This window comes from Paenibacillus psychroresistens (assembly GCF_009728935.1).
Taxonomy (GTDB): domain Bacteria; phylum Bacillota; class Bacilli; order Paenibacillales; family NBRC-103111; genus Paenibacillus_AC; species Paenibacillus_AC psychroresistens.
Genome location: NZ_CP034235.1, coordinates 1,748,030 through 1,767,828 on the forward strand (window position 1 = coordinate 1,748,030; position 19,799 = coordinate 1,767,828).

Annotated in this window: 21 protein-coding genes and 1 other annotated feature; of the genes, 14 read left to right on the forward strand and 7 right to left on the reverse strand. The window is 41.5% G+C overall.

What is annotated here, in order from left to right; genetic code table 11:
- Window positions 1-86: 86 nt before the first annotated feature.
- A complete protein-coding gene (locus EHS13_RS07910; RefSeq protein WP_155699809.1) occupies window positions 87-473 on the forward strand; it encodes an O-methyltransferase in 387 nt (128 codons plus the stop codon).
- A gap of 155 nt (window positions 474-628) precedes the next feature.
- On the opposite strand, the gene EHS13_RS07915 is transcribed toward EHS13_RS07910, so the two are convergent.
- The gene (locus tag EHS13_RS07915) at window positions 629-868 is read right to left on the reverse strand and encodes an alpha/beta-type small acid-soluble spore protein (protein WP_155699810.1); all 240 of its coding nucleotides are present in this window, start codon (window positions 866-868) and stop codon (window positions 629-631) included.
- A 172-nt stretch (window positions 869-1,040) separates the two neighbouring features.
- On the opposite strand from EHS13_RS07915, the gene EHS13_RS07920 reads away from it, so the two are divergent.
- Window positions 1,041-1,535 carry a hypothetical protein gene (locus EHS13_RS07920; protein WP_155699811.1) on the forward strand — a complete coding sequence of 165 codons (495 nt, stop codon included), beginning with the start codon at window positions 1,041-1,043 and terminating at the stop codon, window positions 1,533-1,535.
- A 41-nt stretch (window positions 1,536-1,576) separates the two neighbouring features.
- On the opposite strand, the gene EHS13_RS07925 is transcribed toward EHS13_RS07920, so the two are convergent.
- Window positions 1,577-2,503: a glycoside hydrolase family 113 gene (locus EHS13_RS07925; RefSeq protein WP_155699812.1), complete on the reverse strand. Its 927-nt coding sequence runs from the start codon at window positions 2,501-2,503 to the stop codon at window positions 1,577-1,579.
- Between the two features lie 185 nt (window positions 2,504-2,688).
- Between EHS13_RS07925 and EHS13_RS07930 the strand changes: the two genes are divergently transcribed.
- The 5 genes from EHS13_RS07930 (at window position 2,689) to EHS13_RS07950 (ending at window position 8,434) form a co-directional block, all read left to right on the forward strand.
- Entirely contained in the window at window positions 2,689-4,017 is a 1,329-nt protein-coding gene (locus tag EHS13_RS07930) for an ABC transporter substrate-binding protein (protein WP_155699813.1), read from the forward strand.
- 82 nt (window positions 4,018-4,099) lie between these two features.
- Window positions 4,100-4,987: a carbohydrate ABC transporter permease gene (locus EHS13_RS07935; protein WP_155699814.1), complete on the forward strand. Its 888-nt coding sequence runs from the start codon at window positions 4,100-4,102 to the stop codon at window positions 4,985-4,987.
- Window positions 4,988-5,809 (forward strand): carbohydrate ABC transporter permease, encoded by an 822-nt coding sequence (locus EHS13_RS07940; RefSeq protein WP_155699815.1) that lies wholly within the window; start codon window positions 4,988-4,990, stop codon window positions 5,807-5,809.
- A 23-nt stretch (window positions 5,810-5,832) separates the two neighbouring features.
- Complete coding sequence (locus EHS13_RS07945) at window positions 5,833-7,632, forward strand: cache domain-containing sensor histidine kinase (protein ID WP_155699816.1); 1,800 nt, start codon at window positions 5,833-5,835, stop codon at window positions 7,630-7,632.
- A gap of 28 nt (window positions 7,633-7,660) precedes the next feature.
- The gene (locus EHS13_RS07950; protein ID WP_155699817.1) at window positions 7,661-8,434 is read left to right on the forward strand and encodes a response regulator transcription factor; all 774 of its coding nucleotides are present in this window, start codon (window positions 7,661-7,663) and stop codon (window positions 8,432-8,434) included.
- Window positions 8,435-8,445: 11 nt separating this feature from the next.
- Here the strand turns inward: EHS13_RS07950 and EHS13_RS07955 are convergent, their stop codons facing one another.
- Both EHS13_RS07955 and EHS13_RS07960 read right to left on the reverse strand, forming a co-directional pair.
- Complete coding sequence (locus EHS13_RS07955) at window positions 8,446-9,624, reverse strand: glycoside hydrolase family 130 protein (RefSeq protein ID WP_155699818.1); 1,179 nt, start codon at window positions 9,622-9,624, stop codon at window positions 8,446-8,448.
- Between the two features lie 30 nt (window positions 9,625-9,654).
- The gene (locus EHS13_RS07960) at window positions 9,655-10,863 is read right to left on the reverse strand and encodes an AGE family epimerase/isomerase (protein WP_227013838.1); all 1,209 of its coding nucleotides are present in this window, start codon (window positions 10,861-10,863) and stop codon (window positions 9,655-9,657) included.
- Between the two features lie 244 nt (window positions 10,864-11,107).
- Here EHS13_RS07960 and EHS13_RS07965 point away from each other — a divergent pair, with 244 nt between their 5' ends.
- From EHS13_RS07965 to trpS, 6 genes are all read left to right on the forward strand, one after another.
- On the forward strand, window positions 11,108-12,178 hold the full coding sequence (locus EHS13_RS07965; protein WP_155699820.1) for a LacI family DNA-binding transcriptional regulator: 1,071 nt from the start codon (window positions 11,108-11,110) through the stop codon (window positions 12,176-12,178).
- A 2-nt stretch (window positions 12,179-12,180) separates the two neighbouring features.
- Window positions 12,181-13,113, forward strand: coding sequence for an ROK family protein (locus EHS13_RS07970; protein WP_155699821.1), 933 nt, complete (start codon window positions 12,181-12,183; stop codon window positions 13,111-13,113).
- Window positions 13,114-13,128: 15 nt separating this feature from the next.
- Window positions 13,129-14,127, forward strand: coding sequence for a type I phosphomannose isomerase catalytic subunit (locus EHS13_RS07975; protein ID WP_193571483.1), 999 nt, complete (start codon window positions 13,129-13,131; stop codon window positions 14,125-14,127).
- 27 nt (window positions 14,128-14,154) lie between these two features.
- On the forward strand, window positions 14,155-15,114 hold the full coding sequence (locus EHS13_RS07980) for an acetylxylan esterase (RefSeq protein WP_155699822.1): 960 nt from the start codon (window positions 14,155-14,157) through the stop codon (window positions 15,112-15,114).
- Between the two features lie 97 nt (window positions 15,115-15,211).
- Window positions 15,212-16,186 (forward strand): RpnC/YadD family protein, encoded by a 975-nt coding sequence (locus EHS13_RS07985; protein ID WP_155699823.1) that lies wholly within the window; start codon window positions 15,212-15,214, stop codon window positions 16,184-16,186.
- Window positions 16,187-16,245: 59 nt separating this feature from the next.
- Window positions 16,246-16,485 (forward strand) — a binding site (T-box leader).
- Between the two features lie 55 nt (window positions 16,486-16,540).
- Window positions 16,541-17,524, forward strand: coding sequence for a tryptophan--tRNA ligase (gene trpS / locus EHS13_RS07990; RefSeq protein ID WP_155699824.1), 984 nt, complete (start codon window positions 16,541-16,543; stop codon window positions 17,522-17,524).
- A 16-nt stretch (window positions 17,525-17,540) separates the two neighbouring features.
- On the opposite strand, the gene EHS13_RS07995 is transcribed toward trpS, so the two are convergent.
- Together EHS13_RS07995 and EHS13_RS08000 are read right to left on the reverse strand one after the other, a co-directional pair.
- Window positions 17,541-17,744 carry a DUF5325 family protein gene (locus tag EHS13_RS07995; protein ID WP_155699825.1) on the reverse strand — a complete coding sequence of 68 codons (204 nt, stop codon included), beginning with the start codon at window positions 17,742-17,744 and terminating at the stop codon, window positions 17,541-17,543.
- 55 nt (window positions 17,745-17,799) lie between these two features.
- On the reverse strand, window positions 17,800-18,783 hold the full coding sequence (locus EHS13_RS08000) for a metal-dependent hydrolase (RefSeq protein ID WP_155699826.1): 984 nt from the start codon (window positions 18,781-18,783) through the stop codon (window positions 17,800-17,802).
- A gap of 92 nt (window positions 18,784-18,875) precedes the next feature.
- Between EHS13_RS08000 and EHS13_RS08005 the strand changes: the two genes are divergently transcribed.
- Complete coding sequence (locus tag EHS13_RS08005) at window positions 18,876-19,166, forward strand: hypothetical protein (RefSeq protein ID WP_155699827.1); 291 nt, start codon at window positions 18,876-18,878, stop codon at window positions 19,164-19,166.
- Window positions 19,167-19,254: 88 nt separating this feature from the next.
- Here EHS13_RS08005 and EHS13_RS08010 read toward each other — a convergent pair whose 3' ends face one another.
- The gene (locus tag EHS13_RS08010; RefSeq protein WP_155699828.1) at window positions 19,255-19,797 is read right to left on the reverse strand and encodes a D-glycero-alpha-D-manno-heptose-1,7-bisphosphate 7-phosphatase; all 543 of its coding nucleotides are present in this window, start codon (window positions 19,795-19,797) and stop codon (window positions 19,255-19,257) included.
- Window positions 19,798-19,799: the final 2 nt, after the last annotated feature.

Here is a 19,799-nt window from a genome sequence, read left to right on the forward strand (position 1 = left end):
AATAGGTAAGAAGGCACAGTATAATGTGACGTAAGACTCACACATATTACATAATACTACTAATACATGGGGAAGGAGGGATATTAGTGACTATTGAACAATTGCCTTTAGCAAAGCAGGTGGAAATTGTATTTCGTGAGATTCAAGATGAATTGTTTCAATTAACTTCGGGTATTATTTTTATGCAAATCCGAGATAATGTCATCGGTAAATTCGGTGCTCGACACAATCCATTGGAAAGCAAAGGCGGTTTGTTTCAAGTAAGTGGAAGTGGGTTGACTGAAGCTCACTTACGCTCATTTCGCCAGATGGCGATTGAATCGTTGCGCCACAAGACTAGCTGGACTCATGGCGAAATTAGTTTTGAATTTGCAATAAAGCAAGGGACGTTATGCGCTAGCGTTCAGTTTGAAAGTAATTACAACATGGCTAACTTTTTATTGAAACGCAAAGGTTTGCACGAATTGTATTAGCACTCATACATTTATTAATCCATTATATGTAGAAGCCTCAAAGTCAATTGACTTTGAGGCTTGCTTTTCGTTTATGAGGAACAATGGATTAATAGAAAAAGCCACCGTAAAGTCCTCTGACTTCACGGCAACCTTTTTAGTTGATTTATGTGTTTTTAACGAAAGTTACTGCCTCCGAAATTCCCAGCTAGCTGTTGTTCAGCTATTTGTACTAGACGACGAGTAATGCCCCCACCGATTGATCCCGTATCACGAGTAGCCATGTTACCATAGTACCCATCCTGCGGGATTTGAATTCCCAACTCTTGTGCAACTTCATATTTCAGTTGTTGTAAAGCTTGGCTTGCTTGCGGTATTACAAGAGTGTTGCTGGAACGATTTTGACCTGATGCCATATTTATCACCTCCTGTGAAAGTAGTATGAGTAAAAAATAAGAATATACGCACACAATTAGTTGGTAAATAACACCAGTGTCCTGTGGGGGACATAGACAAGTGGCTCTGTATTTCATATAATAGGCGCAAAAGCAGGGAAGTACTGAGTTTTTAGGTAGGGAGGCGGTTTGGTTGCTGCTAATATCATTAAAAAATTGGTCATTTGATGCTGATCTGCAAATCATTCTTGCGGATGTCAAGCTAGGGATAGAGAACGATATATGGATTGATGAACCGCTTTGCATAGATGTTGGATTGCCAGCTTTATTGCTTAGTGCTATTGAAGCAACAGCACCTAATCGCTGGGCACCTGCTACGGAATGGGAGAAAATGCCGTTTTTTGTGTGTGGCTGTGGGGATGCAGAGTGCAGAGGATTTTCTTTTGTAGTCGAGCATATGGATAAAAGCTGGCTGAAAATCAGTGAAGTGGATGAAAGAATGGACGATGATTATCGGATTGCAGGAGAAGCTTTGGTTTTAGTAGAGGAATATCGAAAACAAGTGGAATCGATCGGCAATGAATATTTACAATTTGTGCGACACTTAGACTACAAACCATATTTACCGAATACGGTTGAGATTGTTGAAGATTTACTTAAACAGCTGGTACAGCTTAGGTTAAACTAAAAAACTGTGGAGACTAATCTCTCCACAGTTTTTCTTCTGCATCATTTTTTGCTATAATAGTCCGCTACGACCTGCTCGGCAGGCTTTAAGTAAATACAATAATCATCATTATTAGTCGCGTCTTCTGAGCTATAGAGCTTAGCGGGCCAATCCCAGAGCATAAAACCATTAAACCAGCTGCGAGTTTCGGTGTTTTGGAACATGACCCGATAATAGTCAGCTTGTTCATCGAGATTGACGTCACCAATATGACTCCAATCATTAGGTAGTTGTGCTGAGCCATCGCGGCTAGGGCAGCCTGCCTCCATAAAGAAGAAAGGCTTACCTACACGCAAAGCTAATATTTCCAATGCATCTAAACGTTCTTTCCATTTATCAATAGGGTAATAGCCGCTAGAAGAAACAATATCAACAGCATCCCACCATTGCACACGTTCCTCTTGATATTTATCGCAATTGTAAGTGATGGGGCCGCTATACACTTCTCTAACCTTGCTAATCAGAGCGCGCCATTCTGTTTCTCTTCGGTCAGCTTGAACCATTTCACAGCCTATACAGAACATTTCAACATCATTGTCTTCGGCTATTCGGGCATAATGTAGAATGAATTGCTCATAGCTTGCAAACCAGTCACCCCAGGAAGGTTCGCCAGGGACTTCCGCTTCGAAGAAACAGATGTGTGCCCGCCAAGTTCCATTAGCACAATTAACAACGGGCTTAAGGCAAACCTTCAGCTCAAGCTTGTGTGCTTCACGAATTGCCCAAACGATTTCGGCATCAGTTACTGTTGGAGATTGCTCATATTTAATATTTGTTGATTGGGGGTGATCCTGCAGCGCCCCGAAAGCAATTGCTGTCCAGTTAACGTTTGTTCGCAGCATTTCTTGCATTGAAAATGCGGCTTCAGGTGTATTCCAAGTACCTCTTACACCTGTCCAGCCCCAAGTCATTCCTTTAATGTAGTCCATTTTATTGTCATCTCCTTATCATTTTTTATCACATTAGCACATCCTTGTTTGGGTATCCATCCTTTTATGTAAGCGAAACCAAATAAGACTATAAAAAAGATTACAGACCATTTTTTTACGCTTTCGCCTCGTTTATACTAACGAATGTAAGCGATAACAAAATTAATTATAGGGGGAACAATGAGATGAAGAAGAATTTAGCAATCGCCATTATCATGGTATTTATGCTCTCGCTGCTCGCAGCATGTGGAAGTACGAAAGAAGCGGAACCAGCAGCAACTGATGCGGGGAAAGCGACAGCAACAGCAGCACCCGGTGCAACAACTGCGCCAGCCGCAGCAACGGATGCTCCTGCAGCCAGCAATATTAAAGGTAAAGTAACTTTTGCTACAAATCGTACAGATATGATTGGCAAGCAATATGTAGAGTATGCTAAGAAATTCAATGAAAAATATCCAGAAGCCGAAATCAATTTTGAAGCGGTTTTGGATTATGATAAGACGATAAAAATTCGTTTGGCTTCCGGTGACCTTCCTGACATTTTATTAATACCGACGATTCCTAAAGCGGATCTTCCGAAATATTTTGCTCCATTAGATGACTTGGGGTTAAATGACCGCATTTATTTCAAGGATTTCCAAGCAACAGAAGGTAAAGTATACGGAATTGCATCTGGCGGGAACACATCAGGGATCGTTTACAATAAGAAAGATTTTGCAGAAGCTGGGATTACTGAGGTTCCTAAAACGCTAACAGAATTCTACGCTGCAAGTGCCAAATTGAAGGCAAAAGGCTTCACACCTCTAGCTTCTAATTTTAAAGATAAATGGCCTTTAGGCGGTTGGATTAATGATGTTTCAACAATAGCTAGCGGAAATGCAAACACGATGAATGAACGTAAGAACTCAGATGCACCTTATAGTGTAGAAGGGCCGATTCTAGCGGGATCACTAATCTTAAAAGAAATGAACAAGCAAGGCTACCTAGAAAAAGATATCAACTCATCAAACTGGGAATTATCTAAGAAAGATGTAGCAACCGGGAAATCGGCTATGTACTACTTAGGTAACTGGGTTATCAATCAAGTTATTGATGCAGGCGCTAAAACAGAGGATGTTGGTTTCTTCCCTTTCCCTGTAAATGATTCAGGCAAGCTTGCTGCTCCACTAGGTCCCGATTGGTTCTATGGCGTTAATAAAGATAGCAAAAACCTAGAAACAGCTAAAGCATTTGTAAAATGGTTGATCGAAGATTCCGGGTTTGATGATTTTGCAGGATTCATTCCAGTGCTTAAAGACAAGAAGCCTAACCTGCCGCAATTATCCGAATTCACGGCGAATAATCCAACTATGATCGAAGGCGTACCAAACGATGACGATACAACAGCAATCAATAACAAAGCTCAGATTACAGCTGAGGATCTTGTTCAGGAAGTTGTGCTAGGCGATCCAAAAGCAGTAGCAGAAAAATATAATAAAAAATGGGCAGATGCAAAAAAAGCATTAGCTAAGTAAGCTTAATTACACAATGGAACAAAGTGGGTTATTCTTCGTAAGGAGATGATCCACTTTGCTCTTTACAGAGGGGCGGATGGCCATGTTTAATTTATCGTATAAGTCCCAAAGAAAATGGGTTTTACTCGCGTTTCTACTAATTCCGCTGTTATTATTGTGTTCGTTCTCCTTCTATCCGGCAATCAAGCTCATCTATTATAGCTTTACCTCATGGGATGGTTACAGCAAGGAGAAGCCATGGGTAGGCTGGAGCAATTATAAAGAGGTTTTCAATAATCCTGAGATTTTTGGTGTTTTCAAGCATAACTTTGCTTACTTTTTAATCGGTATCTTACAGAATGTCATTGCGCTATTTTTCGCTGTCATACTTAATAACAAGCTTCGTGGCCGTAATTTCTTTCGGCTGCTATTATTTTTACCTTTTATCATGAATGGGGTAGCGGTTGCCTTTATGTTTGGTTATTTCTACGATACGGAACGAGGATCACTCAATTTACTGTTGAACTTTCTGGGCGCTAATGAATTATCGGAAACTAGCTGGCTAGGCGGTAAAACGCTTGTAAACTACTCATTGGCGGCTATCGGATTGTGGAAGTACATGGGGTTCAATATGGTTATTTATCTGGGTGCATTGCAATCTATACCGAGTGAGGTTTATGAAGCTTCGACAATTGATGGTGCGAATGGCTTTCAGACTTTTTGGTTCATTACCTTGCCTAATTTATTTAAAATTATCGAGCTAAATTTATTTTTAACCATCTCTGGTGCTTTAGAGGTCTTCGATCTACCCTTTATTCTCACAAAAGGCGGCCCAGCCGGAGCCAGTGAAACTTTCTTGACCAAAACGGTCGCTACGGCATTTCAATTTAACAATAACGGACTGGCGTCAGCTATGTGCGTGATTCTGATCATTATTGTGATGGTTATCCTCGGAACACAGAGACTAGTGTTTAATAGGAGGGGGGAGTAAATGCTGAAGCTATGGACGGGTATTAAATATATCTTGCTGCTGCTTGCTTCATTTATGGTGCTGTATCCCATCTATTTGGTCGTAGTCAATGCTTTCAAAACAGATGAGGAATTTGCCAGGTCAAGTACAATGGCATTACCGGAGAGCTTTTTTAATTTTCATAATTTTGTGAATGTGTTCGTGTCTGCCAAGATGGGGCTCGCGTTCTCGAATACGCTGATTATTATTGTGATTACGTTGCTTGGGAATGTGCTGTTAGGTACTATGGCTGCTTATGCGATTGGTCGATTCAATTTTAGAGGGAAGAAGTATATTCTTTTTGCTTATATCATCGCTACGATTATTCCGGCTATTACCACTCAGGTGGCTGTTTTTTCACTAATTAAGGGCTTGGGCTTGATGAATACTTTGTATGCGCCTACCCTGCTCTATATTGGAACCGACGTGGTGCAGATCTATATTTACTTGCAATTTATTAAGAATATCCCTTATGATCTGGATGAAAACGCAATGATGGAGGGTGCCTCTCTAGTTCGGATTTATCGCACCATAATTTTTCCATTGTTAGCTCCAGCTACGGCAACGGTCGTTATCCTTAAAACGATTGGTGTGTATAATGATTTCTATACTCCGTTTCTTTATATGCCTAAAGATTCGTTGGTTACGCTTTCCACTTCATTAATGCGGAACGTGGGTGTAAATAGTGCGAATTGGACATTTATGTGTGCAGGGATTTTAATTATTCTAATTCCGACTATGGTGATGTATCTCTTCTTGCAGCGATTTATTTTTGCTGGAGTGACGAATGGTGCTGTAAAATAAGGCGGAGAGAAAGGAAGGGACCCATGGGCGCTTTTGTACGGAATGGACTGAAATGGTTTTGGGTCGCCTTTGCTAATGCCAGTATGGAGAAGAAGCTGATTGTAGTATTTATTTTTCTGATCACGCTGCCGATCGTACTTGCTAGTTATTTCTCTTATCGCAATTATTCACAGTCTATTCAAGATAATTCAACGACCTATGTAAAAGAAGTTTCCTCGAAAATTATTGATAAGCTGGACGATTATGTGATTGATTTGAAGCAGGTATCTGCCTCGCCTTTATACTTAACACAGCTTCAGGAATACCTTATGCAGCCTGGTCATGATGTCATTAAAGAGCGGTTTATTTCGACCAATGTATATAGTATGGAGAACTTAAAAGGGGCAAATAATACTTCCGTTTATATCCGCGATAAATTTGGAAATCTTTTCTATACGCTTAAAACGGAAGGGACTCGTGCCGATCTCAATGAGAAGATGGAGGAGTGGGGCAAGCTCGCTCACAATGCCAAAAGTGCCCTGGTGATCAGCACGGAACGAATTATTCGCGCTAACACAGGTAAGCCTGATTTTGTATTCTCAGTCATACGTGAGCTGCGTAATACTTATAATCTCGAGGCTATTGGCTTAATTGCCTTTGAATCGAATTTAAATGTGATCAAAAATGCAGTAGCTAATATTGACGCTGCAACTAAAGGGACAACTGTAATTGTCGATGATCACAAGCAAGTGATTTACGACAGCGGAGAGCAAATGATTGGCGATAATTTAGCCAATGATGAAGCTGTCAAAAAAGCTGCAGAAACGCAAGGAAGCTTTCCATTGGTTAAGGATGGGAAGCCTTATTTAATTTCTTATTCGACGTCTGCGAATACAGGCTGGACGGTATTAATTTACATTCCGACCAAGGTTCTGACGGCTGAAGCAACTAAAACGCGCAATATTACGATTATAGTGACGATCATCATCATTGGCTTTGCGCTTTTTATCTCGATTATTATTTCTTATGCTTTGACACGCCCCTTGCGTAAAATGGCGAGCTTAATGAAAGCAGTTCAAGGCGGTAATTTAAATGTCGGGTTTAATGTCAAATATCGCGATGAAATAGGCTTGCTGGGCAATCATTTTAATCGGATGATTATGCGGATTAAGCAGCTAATTGATGAGGTATACACCGGACAGAAGCGCAAACGTGAAGCGGAGATTAAGGTGCTGCAGAGTCAGATTAATCCACATTTTATTTACAATACTTTGGAAACCATTCGGATGATGGCAGAAATTAATGAGGATGAAAAAGTAGCCTCCATGGCTTACATGCTGGGCTCGCTGCTGCGATATAGCATCATTAATGATATGGAAACGGTGACTGTAGCTCAGGAGCTGGAGCACTTGGACAATTATATTTATCTGCAAAATGTTCGCTTCAAAGATAAATTTCAGTTGGTTGTGCTGCTTTCAGAGGAAATGAAGCAATATCAAATTCTCAAGCTCATGCTGCAGCCGATCGTAGAGAATGCCATATATCATGGATTAGAGAATAAAGAAGATCATAGTGAGATCACAATTGAATCCTATGAGGATGAAAGCTTTCTATATCTGACTATTTCGGATAATGGTGAAGGAATTGACGGTACTGCTTTGCATAAATTAAATGATCGTATTTCCAATCCAAGCAGCCAAGCAGATTCCAAGCATGGCATTGGTTTAAGTAATGTCAATGATCGCATTCAATTATACTATGGTGATGAATATGGGTTAAGAGTCGAAAGTACGGAAGGGAAAGGCACACGTATCGTTCTAAGGTTGCCTAACCAATCTTCTTAAGACTTCGGATGGAAAGGAGTGGATCACATTGAAACTTATCCTGGTTGATGATGAAGAAATGATTCGTCTCGGCATGGAAAAAATCTTATCGAAATCAGAATTGAATCTACAGATTGTTGGATCCTTTTCTAATGGACTAATGGCATTAATGGGGCTGGATAAATTAAATATAAATGATCTGGATGTGGTTATTACCGATATTAAAATGCCGGGCATGGATGGTCTCAAGTTTATTGAAAAGCTGAGTGAGGCAGCTCCTCAGGTGGAAATTATTATTTTAAGTGGATTTAATGATTTTGAGTACGCTAGGCAAGCCATGCGGTTTGGGGTCAAGGATTATTTTCTAAAACCAGTGGATAAATTCGAGTTATTCGAGGTACTTAAGCGTATTAGCGATCAGAAGCAGGAAAACATTCAGGAGCTTAAAGGTATGGAACGAGTGCAGGAGCCGCAAGAGCAGCATGAGCATTATGTGATCGAGCCATTAAAGCAAATCATCGAGAAAGAATATAATAAAATGTTGGATTTAGAAAGCTTATCTGAACGGTTGGGTTTTAGTACCAGCTATTTAAGTAAGCATTTCAAGCAAGAAACGGGCAGCACCATTACCGACTATTTAATCCAAATTCGCATCCAGAAGGCCAAGCAGTTTATCGATGACCATCCCAACTTAAAAATATACGAGATAGCCCACTTAGTAGGCTATCCCGATCCGGTTTACTTTAATAAGCTGTTTAAGAAAATTGTGTTATTGACCCCTAAGGAATACAAGGATCGTTCACGCTTAAAGGGGCTTTTGTAGCTCGAGTTTAGTTAGATGAACTTTAAGTTGCCTGCGATGAGTTGATTTCTTTGTGCGACACATGCATGGGAACGAAGCGGATCTGCCGGTGTATTCATCACATAGTCGAGTAGTTTAGCGACGGTTGTGGTGGCAACATGGATACGAGTATCCGAAGAAGCATAGTAAATATAAACATCCCCGTTAGCCCTAGCAATGACTCCATTGCAAAAAACTACATTCGATACATCGCCAATCCGTTCTTCAGCTTGTGGTGCAATAAGATGGCCACCTGGTGAATGAGTAATTTCATTAGGCTGGTCAAGCTTGGATAAGAAAGCATAGATCACATAGCGCAAGCCTGCTGCTGTGTTGCGAACACCGTGGGCAATATGCAGCCAACCCGAGTCTGTGCGGATGGGAGCGGGTCCTTGCCCGTTCTTCACTTCCTTGATTGTGTGATACTCGCGTGCGTCGACAATAGTCTCCACATCGACAACTGCGTTCTCAATCGTGTCAGACAAACCCCAGCCGATGCCGCCGCCAGCACCTGCGCTAATAAAACCATCCTGCGGACGCGTATAGAACGCGTATTTGCCGTCTACAAACTCAGGATGCAGCACAACGTTGCGCTGCTGCGGTGACTTCGTTTGTAAGTCGGCTAATCGCTCCCAGTCCCGCAGGTCCTTGGTGCGAACAATTCCGCATTGGGCCGCTGCGCTCGAAGTATCCCATGCGGGTGCGTCGGGATCCTTCCGTTCCGTGCAGAATAGCCCGTAAATCCAACCATCGGCATGCTGCACCAGCCGCATGTCATAAACATTAATATCCGGATCAGCTGCTTCAGGCAACAGGATCGGATATTCCCAGAACTTAAAACCATCAACCCCTGTATCGCTCTCTGCAATCGCGAAAAACGATTTGCGATCGTTGCCTTCCACGCGGGCGACCAAGTGGAACTTGCCGTTTAATTCAATCGCACCTGGATTGAAAACGCAGTTGATCCCCAGACGCTCCATGAAATAAGGGTTTGTCTCTGGATTGAGGTCATATTTCCAATAGTAGGGCACATGATCTGCGGTCAAAATCGGATGAATATAGCGGTCATAGATGCCGTTGCCTAAAGCTTCTGCTTGGTTAATTTGTGCTAACAGCTCACTTTGGTTGTTTTTTACCTGCTCAAGTCTGCTTTTAAATAATGGATTATTCATATAAGTTCATTGCTCCCATTCGAATTACTTTTATAAAATTTCAAGTCGCTCAAGCAGCTCGAAGCAAGCTCGGCTGTTGTGATAAGGGCACTTCCATGGGCTGATTTTGGCAATGGCATAATTAGGCTTACGATCCATGGAAACCTGCCAGAACCACTCACCATGTTCGCTGTCCACCATATAGTTCAGGATAAAGTCCCAGCTTTTGATTGCGGCGTTTAGAAACTCTTGTCGTCCAGATAGCTGGTAAGCGTTAAGAAAACCAACAGCAGCTTCAGCTTGCGGCCACCAATCCTTCGTATCATCGACGATCTTGTAGCCTGCAATAGCTTCATTCCAGAGCGCGCCATCGTTATCGACTCCATGCTGTAATACGGCATCTGCCATCGTGATTGCAGTGGCATTCACGCGCTTGATTAAGGCATCGTCATGCAGTAAATGAGCCGCTTCGACTAGCAACCAGCTACCTTCAATATCGTGTCCGAAGGAAATGTGCTCCGATTTAGAGGTCCAAGCCTCATCGAAGAAGAGCTTGAAATGCTGCTGCTTCTCATCCACAATATGATCTAACATGACTTCGATCAAGGCTTTTTGTCTGCGTTTTAACTCCAGATCATCCCAAACGGTAATTAGATTGCTGTAAGCTTCGAGAATATGGAGATGGGTGTTCATCGATTTTTTCTCATTTAAATCGGAGCTGCTTAAACGCAAGTCATCCTCTAACTCCCACTCCCGATTAAAGGCTTCGAAATAACCCAAATGAGCTTCGTCGAAGCTAACAGCTTCGATTTTCTTATAGAGTGTGATCGCTTTTTGCAAGCTTTCTGGATCGCCGGAGACCTTATAATATTCGGTTAATCCATAAACAACAAAGGCTTGCCCATATATCTGTTTGCGTGTGTTAAGCGGCTTGCCTTGCTCATCAACATGCCAATAATAACCTTCAAATTCGCGATCCCAGAACGCTTCAACTAAGTAATCATAAGCTCTTTGCGCCATTTTTAAATATTTGTCTGCTTTAAAGGTGAGAAATGCCTTGGAATAAGTCCATAAAATCCGCGCCTGGAGCACTAATCCTTTTGGAGCAGAGTGATTGATGATTAAATCATTGCTGATTTCACCGTAAAAGCCACCATTTCTCTCATCCACAGCATGATCGATCCAAAACTGCAGGATATTATCAAGCTCTTTTTGAATAGAGTGCTTAAATTCTGGAAGAATTGCTAACTGTTGGGTCAATGTAATCCCTACTCTCTCGTTATACTAAAATTTTATAATAACAAAACCGAAGTGTCAACAATTATTAGCCTAACAAAATAACATATGATTATATTTTGTTAGCTTACTATGCTATTTTAAAAAGCGATAATGCATGTAATTAGAACTGTTTTAATAGAAGAACTTGCTTGGCAAACGCTAATCTTTTAAACTGGAAAAGGAAGATAAGCTTTTTACAGGCAAAAGAGGATAGGTGGCGGAATCAGTGGCAAAAAAGATTACTATGGACGTCATTGCCGATCATCTAGGCATTTCCAAATTTGCAGTCTCCAAGGCCTTAGCAGGGAAGAATGGCGTCAGTGAGCTAACCAGAGAGAAAGTGCTGAAAGCAGCGTCGCAATTAGGTTATTACGGGCAGCGTGGTTCTGTGGCTAAAAGTGGAACTAAAAAAGAAGCAGTAGAAGATAACCATACACGTATTAAACCCGTCGTTATTGTACTAATCCCTAAAGTACGGCTGCAATCGATGGACTCTTTGTACTGGGGACGTATTTTAGATGAAATAGCAGTGGAACTAGAGCAAAAAAACGTTGGCATGATGATGATTACCGATTTCTCATCCGATAACTTTTTGAAATTTATCAATCCGCAAGGGTTGATTGGGGTTCTATGTGTAGGCGGGATGTCGGCTTCTTTGCTGTTAGAGATTCGTCAAATGGCGATCCCGTTTATTTTAGTGGATCATGAGGATCAATTGGTGCCATCGGATAGTATATTTATGAATAATATGGATTGTGAAGTGCGTCTGGTTGACTATTTACATAGTCTGGGTCATACCAGCTTTCAGTTTATTGGTAATCCCGCGTTCTCGCGCAGCTTTGCAGACCGTTGGCTTGGCTTTCGCAGCTCGCTTGAGAATCATGGTATAATTGTGACGGATCAAATGCTACTGCCTTTACTTGAGGATGATCGGTATAGTTATACACTTGAAATTAAGAACTGGATTGTACGGAGAATGGCTGAGCAAAGCCTGCCAACTGCGCTTGTGTGTGCGAATGATGCGATTGCAATGAGTGCGTTAGAAGCACTGCAAGCTTTGCAAATTAGTGTACCTGAGCAGGTTTCGGTATGCGGATTTGATAATATTGATGATGCGGTCAAGGTGCAGCCCAATCTCACGACAATAAATGTAGACAAGCAAGCCATGGGTAAACGAGCTGTTGAGGCTCTTTTTCGCAGAATTGAGCAAAGTGGAGCACTATATGAGAAAATATTACTTTCTGGCGATTTAGTAATCCGCAATTCAACGGGTATGCCATATAAAAGGAGCGAATAGGTTTGAAATATTCAGTGGGGATTGATATTGGAGGTACAAAAACGGCGATTGGGATTGTAAACGAAGCCGGTCTAGTAGCGGCAGAAAAAGTTATACATACCGACTTAGCGAAAACACCGCAGCAAATGGTCAAGGAAATGGCCGATGTCATTAAACATTTGCAAGTTGAATCGGGCGTGATGGATGAAGAGATTCTTGGCGTAGGTATCGGGGTTCCTGGTCCATTAGACGCTGCTGCTGGTAAATTCTCATGTCCGCCTAACCTGCCAAGCTGGCATGATTTTGAAGTAGCAGCTGAAATGAGAAAGTATTTGGAGTTCCCGCTACAGGTGCAGAATGATGCAACCTCCGCAGCACTAGCTGAGAAATGGATTGGTGCTGCCCAAGATAACGCGAATTTTATCTATATCACGATAAGCACGGGGATTGGTGGAGGCCTATTTCTCGATGGTAAATTATTCACCGGCTTTCGTGGGAATGCTGGGGATATTGGCCACATTGTGATTGATCCTTCAGCGGGAACCTGTATATGCGGGCAAAAAGGCTGCATTGAATGGGTTGCATCAGGTACAGCAATCGCACGCCAAGCTTCAACGATTCGCGGTAAAGATACCTCAACCAAAGAGGCATTCGAGTTGTATGGAGCAAAAGATCCACAAATGGTTAAGCTTATTGAACAGGTTTTTGAATATCTCGGTATGGGAATCGTCAGTCTGATTAATACGTTTGATTTAGAAAAAATTGTGATTGGCGGCGGTGTATCGCAGGTCGGTGATCCTCTATTTGCAGCGATTCGTGCTTATGTCCGTAAATTTGCTTTGAGCCCTGTTGGTAAAGAAACAGAAATAGTTCCTACTAAACTAAACCAAAATGTTGGCTTGGTTGGTGCAGCTGCGTTGATCCATTTAAATGGTTTTAATAACCTAAAAATCTAATTCGAGGTGATTCTAATGACTTTGTATCCTTTAAAATTTACTCCTATCGTCCAAGAAAGAATCTGGGGCGGTTCACGCTTGAAAAGCTTATTCCATGTTGAGACGGATAAGCCAATCGGTGAATATTGGGTTCTCTCCGGTCATCCTAGCGCTAAGTCGATTATTGCTAACGGCGAGTTTGCAGGTAAGACTTTGAATGACATGATCGCAGAATTCCCAGAAGCCTATCTTGGAAGCTCTAAGCAAGACAGATTTCCACTACTGATCAAGTTTCTTGAGGCAGAGGACGATCTATCGGTCCAAATTCATCCTAATGACGAATATGGCTTGAAGCATGAAGGCGACTACGGTAAAACAGAAGCCTGGTACATACTCGATAGTAAGCCAGGTGGCGAGATAATATATGGCGATACCTTTACGAGCAAGGAACAATATTTACAAGCTGTAGAGGATCATAATATCAAGCCATTTCTTGAGCGATTGCCTGTAGCAGCTGATGATTTCGTACACGTTCCATCGCAAACTATGCATGCTTTGCTTGCAGGGACTACTCTGATTGAAATCCAACAAACCTCCGATGTAACTTATCGTGTGTATGATTGGGATCGTTTGGACAGCTCAGGTAAAAGCCGTGAATTGCATATCGAAAAAGCTGCAGAAGTGATGCTTTATGGGCAACCGAACACCGTTCAAGATAGTCAAACGGATAAAACTCGGTATGCGATTGCTAGTTCTCCGAATGTGCTGCATGAGCATATGGTGACATGTCCCTATTTTACAATTGAGAAAATTACACTTTCTGGTGGCAGCTTCTCAGGTCAGCTTGGTAAAGTGGGAAATCCAGATATTTTAGTTGTAGCCTCTGGTAAAGGGACTTTGAAATGGGTTGACGATCAAGGTGTTGAAGCGGAGCTGTTGGTTCATAATGGAGATGCGATTCTTATACCAGCAACAATTGCTGCCTATACGTTATCTGCTGATGAGAACCTTAATATATTGAAAACCTTTTATTAAAATTCATAAGTCAAAGGGGCTATTTAGATGCCACAAGTAGACATGCCGTTAGAGAAATTGAAAGAGTATGAGGGCCGTAACCCGCGTCCAGCTGATTTTGATGAATATTGGAGCCGAGCGTTGGAAGAAATGCAGGCTGTGGATCCAAAAGTAGAATTGGTTCCAAGCTCATTTACGGTGCCCTTTGCTGATTGCTTTGATTTGTATTTTACCGGTGTGCGTGGTGCGCGAATTCATGCTAAATATGTTCGTCCGAAGAATGTTCCACAGCCGCATCCAGCGATTGTCCAGTTTCATGGCTATTCGGGAAGTGCAGGAGATTGGAATGATAAACTAATTTATGCATCACTTGGTTTTTCGATGATTTCGATGGATTGCCGAGGTCAAGGGGGTACGTCTGAGGATACTGGCGGGGTGCAGGGTACAACGCTTCGTGGTCATATCATTCGTGGCTTAAATGATGTCGCAGACAATTTATTATTTAGACATATTTATTTGGATTGTGCACAGCTTGCTGGCATTGTTATGGATTTACCTGAGGTAGATGCAGCGCGAGTTGGAGTAATCGGGGGGTCACAAGGCGGTGGTTTGACATTAGCTTGTGCAGCATTAGAGCCGCGGGTTAAAAAGCTAGCCCCGGTATTTCCGTTCTTGTGTGACTACAAGCGTGTCTGGGAAATGGATTTAGCCAAAGATGCTTATGATGAATTGCGTACTTTCTTCCGTAATCATGATCCTCTGCACAAACGAGAAGACGAAATTTTTACTAAGCTAGGCTATATTGATAATCAATTTTTGGCAAACCGGATTAAAGGTGAAGTCCTGATGGCGGTTGGCTTAATGGATACCATTTGTCCTCCTTCTACACAATTTGCCGCTTACAACAAAATTACAACTCCCAAGAGCTTAGAGATTTATCCGGATTTCGGCCATGAGGGCCTTCCTGGATTTAATGATACAACCTTGCAGTTTATGCTGGGGTTGTAAGAAAATAGAAATAATCTTATAATGATATTAGCGGAAGCACCGCCAAACGTTTTTAGTTTGGCAGGTGCTTTTTTGCGTTCAATAAAGGAGGAAAGTAATGGCTATTGATCATGATAGGCTTTTTAAAGAACTTATACAGATGTATTTTGCGGAGTTCATCCAGTTGTTTTTTCCGCAAGTGTTTACAGGGATTGACTTTGAACATCTGACTTTTTTGTCTGAAGAGATATTTACAGATATTGTAACTGGCGAACGACGACGAGTGGATTTGTTGGTGAAAACAAAGCTAAAAGGAAAGGATTACATTTTGATTGTTCATATTGAGGCACAGTCTTACTATCAAAAAGATTTTGCGGAACGCATGTTTATTTACTCTAGTCGGTTGTTTGAAAAATATCGTTGCTGTATTTTGCCAATAGTCGTATTCAGTTATGACAGTAAAAATAAAGTGGAACCGACTAAATATAGTTGGGGCTTACCATTCTTTAAGGTAATGAAATATCAGTTCTACACAGTGGAGCTGCGCAAGAAGAATTGGCGACATTATATCAAGCAAGATAACCCAATAGCTGCTGCACTTCTGAGCAAGATGAAGTATACTAAAGAAGAAAAGGTACAGGTTAAAAAGGAATTTCTACGCATGTTATTACGCTTGGAGTTAGATCCAGCAAGGATGTATTTAATAGCTGGTTTTTTTGACACATATATGATTTTGGATGATAAAGAAAAACAAAGTTTATGGGAGGAATTGCAGATGCTTGAACCAAGAGAAAGTGAGCTTTTGAAGCTGCAGCCACAGTGGGTAAAGGACGGGGTCTTGCAAGGAATAGAGCAAGGAATAGAGCAAGGAATAGGGCAAGGAATAGAAAAAGGAAAGCTAGAAGAAGCTTGTACATTTATCAGTAAATTCATTCGAGCTCAGTTTGGCGAAGAGCATACGAAAAAAATGTTAATGGATGTAGCTAGCCTAACCAATCTTATTGTGCTGGAACAGCTGGCGGATCAATTATTCCGAGTTACTCGGTTGGAGGATGCACAGAAGCTAGTGAGCGAAGCGTGTAATGAACTTTAGGCTTTGATATAATTATTTGACTTTTCAAGCCTAAGAAGTATAATGAAAACAACTTAAAAAAATATGCGTGGATGAGAACAAGTAAGCAGCAAGTGCTTCTTCAGAGAACCGATGGGTGGTGCGAATCGGTGAAGCAGGTTGACTGAATGGGTCTCGGAGCATAAAGCTGAACAGCTGGTTACCATTGGGTATCAGGCAAGTATGCGGCACGTCTGTTCCCCGTTAACGGAGCATCAAGGCTTTCTACGTTTTTCAGCGGATAGCGAATTAGGGTGGTACCACGATCTCTCGTCCCTTGCGGCGGGAGGTCTTTTTTGTGTTCAAAAACCAACATACATGAGGAGGGCTTTAAAGATGAAAAGAGTGCTATCAGGAATTGCACCAAGCGGTCGATTAACAATAGGTAATTATATTGGTGCTATGGTGAATTATATCAAAATGCAACATGAACATCGGTGCTTTTACATGGTTGTTGACATGCATGCAGTAACAGTTCCTCAGGATCCAATTGCATTAAGAGAGAATTCAGAGTCAGTTGCTGCCTTGTATCTTGCTTCAGGACTCGACCCTAAAAAAGCAAGTATCTTCATGCAATCACATGTCGCTGAGCATGCAGAATTGGGATGGTTGATGACTACCCTGTCATACATGGGCGAGCTGGAGCGAATGACACAGTTTAAAGATAAATCAGAGGGGAAGGATTCAGTGGGTGTAGGGCTTTTCACATATCCTTCTTTAATGGCAGCAGATATCCTTCTGTATAACGCGGATCTTGTACCTGTTGGCGATGACCAAAAGCAGCATTTGGAACTAACACGTGACCTTGCGCAACGCTTTAATCAACGGTTTGGACAAACCTTTCAAGTGCCAGAGCCTTTCATTCCCAAAGTCGGCGGCAGAATCATGTCATTAGATGACGTTACCAAGAAAATGAGCAAAAGCAGCTCGGTTGAGGCTAGCTATATAGCATTATTAGATCCACCAAACGTAATCCGTAAAAAATTGAGCCGGGCTGTAACAGATTCAGGCAAAGAAGTTAAATTTGATGTAGCCAACAAGCCAGAAATCAGCAATCTGATTAGTATTTATACTCACTGCTCCAGCTTGAGTATTGCTGAGATCGAAGCTAAGTATGAAGGTCAGGGCTACGGCACATTTAAAAAAGATTTGGCTGAGCAGGTTGTAGCTACTTTAGAGCCTATTCAACAGAAATATCACGATATTCGTGCAAGCGGCGAGATCACAGCTATATTGCGGCAAGGAGCGGAAGAAGCGAGAGAGATAGCAGGTCCAGTCTTGCGTGAAGCTAAAAAGAAAATGGGTTTTTTACTTCCTTAGTATAGAAAAAAAGCCGTTAGGAATTGCTTCCTGACGGCTTTTCACTCTCATTCTTTCTGCGCATTCTCGCTTTCACTACGAAACCAAAACCAATGAAAAAAAGCGATACAAGTGATGCAAGCAGAACGAGCCATGGTTGATGCTGCGTTAAGAAAAAACTAATACTAACTAATAATAAGGTGCCTACTACGGCAAATAATAAAGCAAGACTACGACTCACTAACTAACACTCCTTCAATTATGTGGTTAACATAAGGTTACTCGTTAACCGTATATCAATACAAGTCAATCCGCAGCTTCTTTTCAATCCGCGATTCACTTAACCAGCCTACATAAGAATCGATTGTTTTGTAATTAGGATCCATCAATAGCACAGCGACGAATGGAAATTGCTTGCGATGGCGATAACGTACATCAATCCAACGAACTTCAAAACCCCAGGATTGCTCTCTAACTTCTGCGCAAGCATAGGAAGAAAAGTAAAGAAAGGAAGCAATATCAGGATGTTTCTTAGAAATTTCAACAGCTGGATGCGAAGAACATGTAACGGAATCTAACCATTTTAATTGATGATTTTTCAGCTCACCTACCACATAGCTGCCTGATAATTGTTTTTTTACGACATGCCAGACGTACGAATTGATGGTTGGAATAAGAATGTATTTTTCCCCTGATTGATGAAAAGAATCTTTAGCAGGCATGCCTTTCGTTAACCAATAATGGTAAATCGTGCGGAGTACGTAGTAAAGAGCGATCACCCCATATAATACTGGGAATATAATCTCGGGTTTGCTTAAATGTACCGACCAGAGAAAAATGGCTAACAAATGCGTAATGAAAATGAATGGGTCAAAGATATGGATGATATTCCAACCGATCCACTTCTCTGTAAAGGGACGAGCAGCTTGCGTTCCATAAGTATTGAATAAATCAGTAAATACATGGAAAGCTACAGCAATGAAAACCCACATCCCTACATGAAGCAAGGGAAGCCTATGAAAAGCTAAAGATAATAATAATGTGATAAATAGGGACCAAATAACTAAGGCAGGCAAGGAATGAGATATTCCTCTATGATTTTTGATATATGCTGCATTTCCTTTAAAGCGTAGCAGACCATCGGCATCAGGTGCCTGAGAACCCAAGACTGTTCCAATCATTACGGCTGCTGCAACTGTAGTATCCGAGGCAACTACAGGGTCAATATATGCCAGTCCAGCGAGTCCGAGTCCGATGACTAAATGTGTGCCTGAATCCATTGGGCTTCCCTCCAGATGTAAACTGTTATAAGATGATTGTACCATTTTTTACTTGCAATAATAAGGCTAAATGGATTTGCGGGAGGTGCAAAATGTGTAAAGTTTTTGTGGAGTACACAATTGATCAGGAAAACCGTTTAACCTATCTGTATTATATGCAAAAAATCATAAAGCAAACCGGGCTTGAGCTTTTTGAAGGTACAGATCAACCCGGCTTATTCATTGAGATTTGGTCGGATGTTAATTACACGGATTATGAAAGTATGAAGATAGAGCGTTTGAATCCAATAAAAGGCTCGGTTTGGGAGTCTTTTGAGGATATGATTCTGGGTGGTTTAAGCAAACTGCATATTTGGCATTTTAGCAACCCACATACCGAGTAGACTGGTATTCTCTCTATACTAAAACTTACCCTTTATTATAATAAACTAAACATTTAAGCGGATTGGTTCGCTTCGATTGCTTGTTAGTTCAGCCCATTTGCAATATTTGTTTAACCGCGTCTTTTAGTGAAGTAGCTACATATTTTTCATCTATCATTGGTATTACTTCATCTTTTTCTAGGATTAGAAAGGTGCTTGTACCAGCTTCATTTCCGGAAGCAATATCGCTTCGCATATCCCCTATCGTAAAACTCCGTTTTAAATCGATATCATGTTTATGCGCTAATTCAATAATCATCGTAGGCTTAGGCTTTCGACAGCTGCTGTTGTCTTGGGGCTTGTTAGGGCAATAAGCAATATCATCAATTCTGGCTCCGGCTTCTTCATTAAGAAGCTCTAATAGCCGAGTATGAATTTGCATTAATTCAACTTCACTCATAAATCCGAGCCCAATACCACCTTGGTTGGTCACTATATAAACTTTATAATCGTTAGCGTTTAATAACTTTATGGCTTCAGCAGACCCTGGTAATAAATAGACATCATCTGCCGAGTTGACAAACCCGACTCGCCCGCTTTGCACCTCATTGATTACGCCATCTCTATCCAAAAAAACCGCTTTGTGCGCCATAT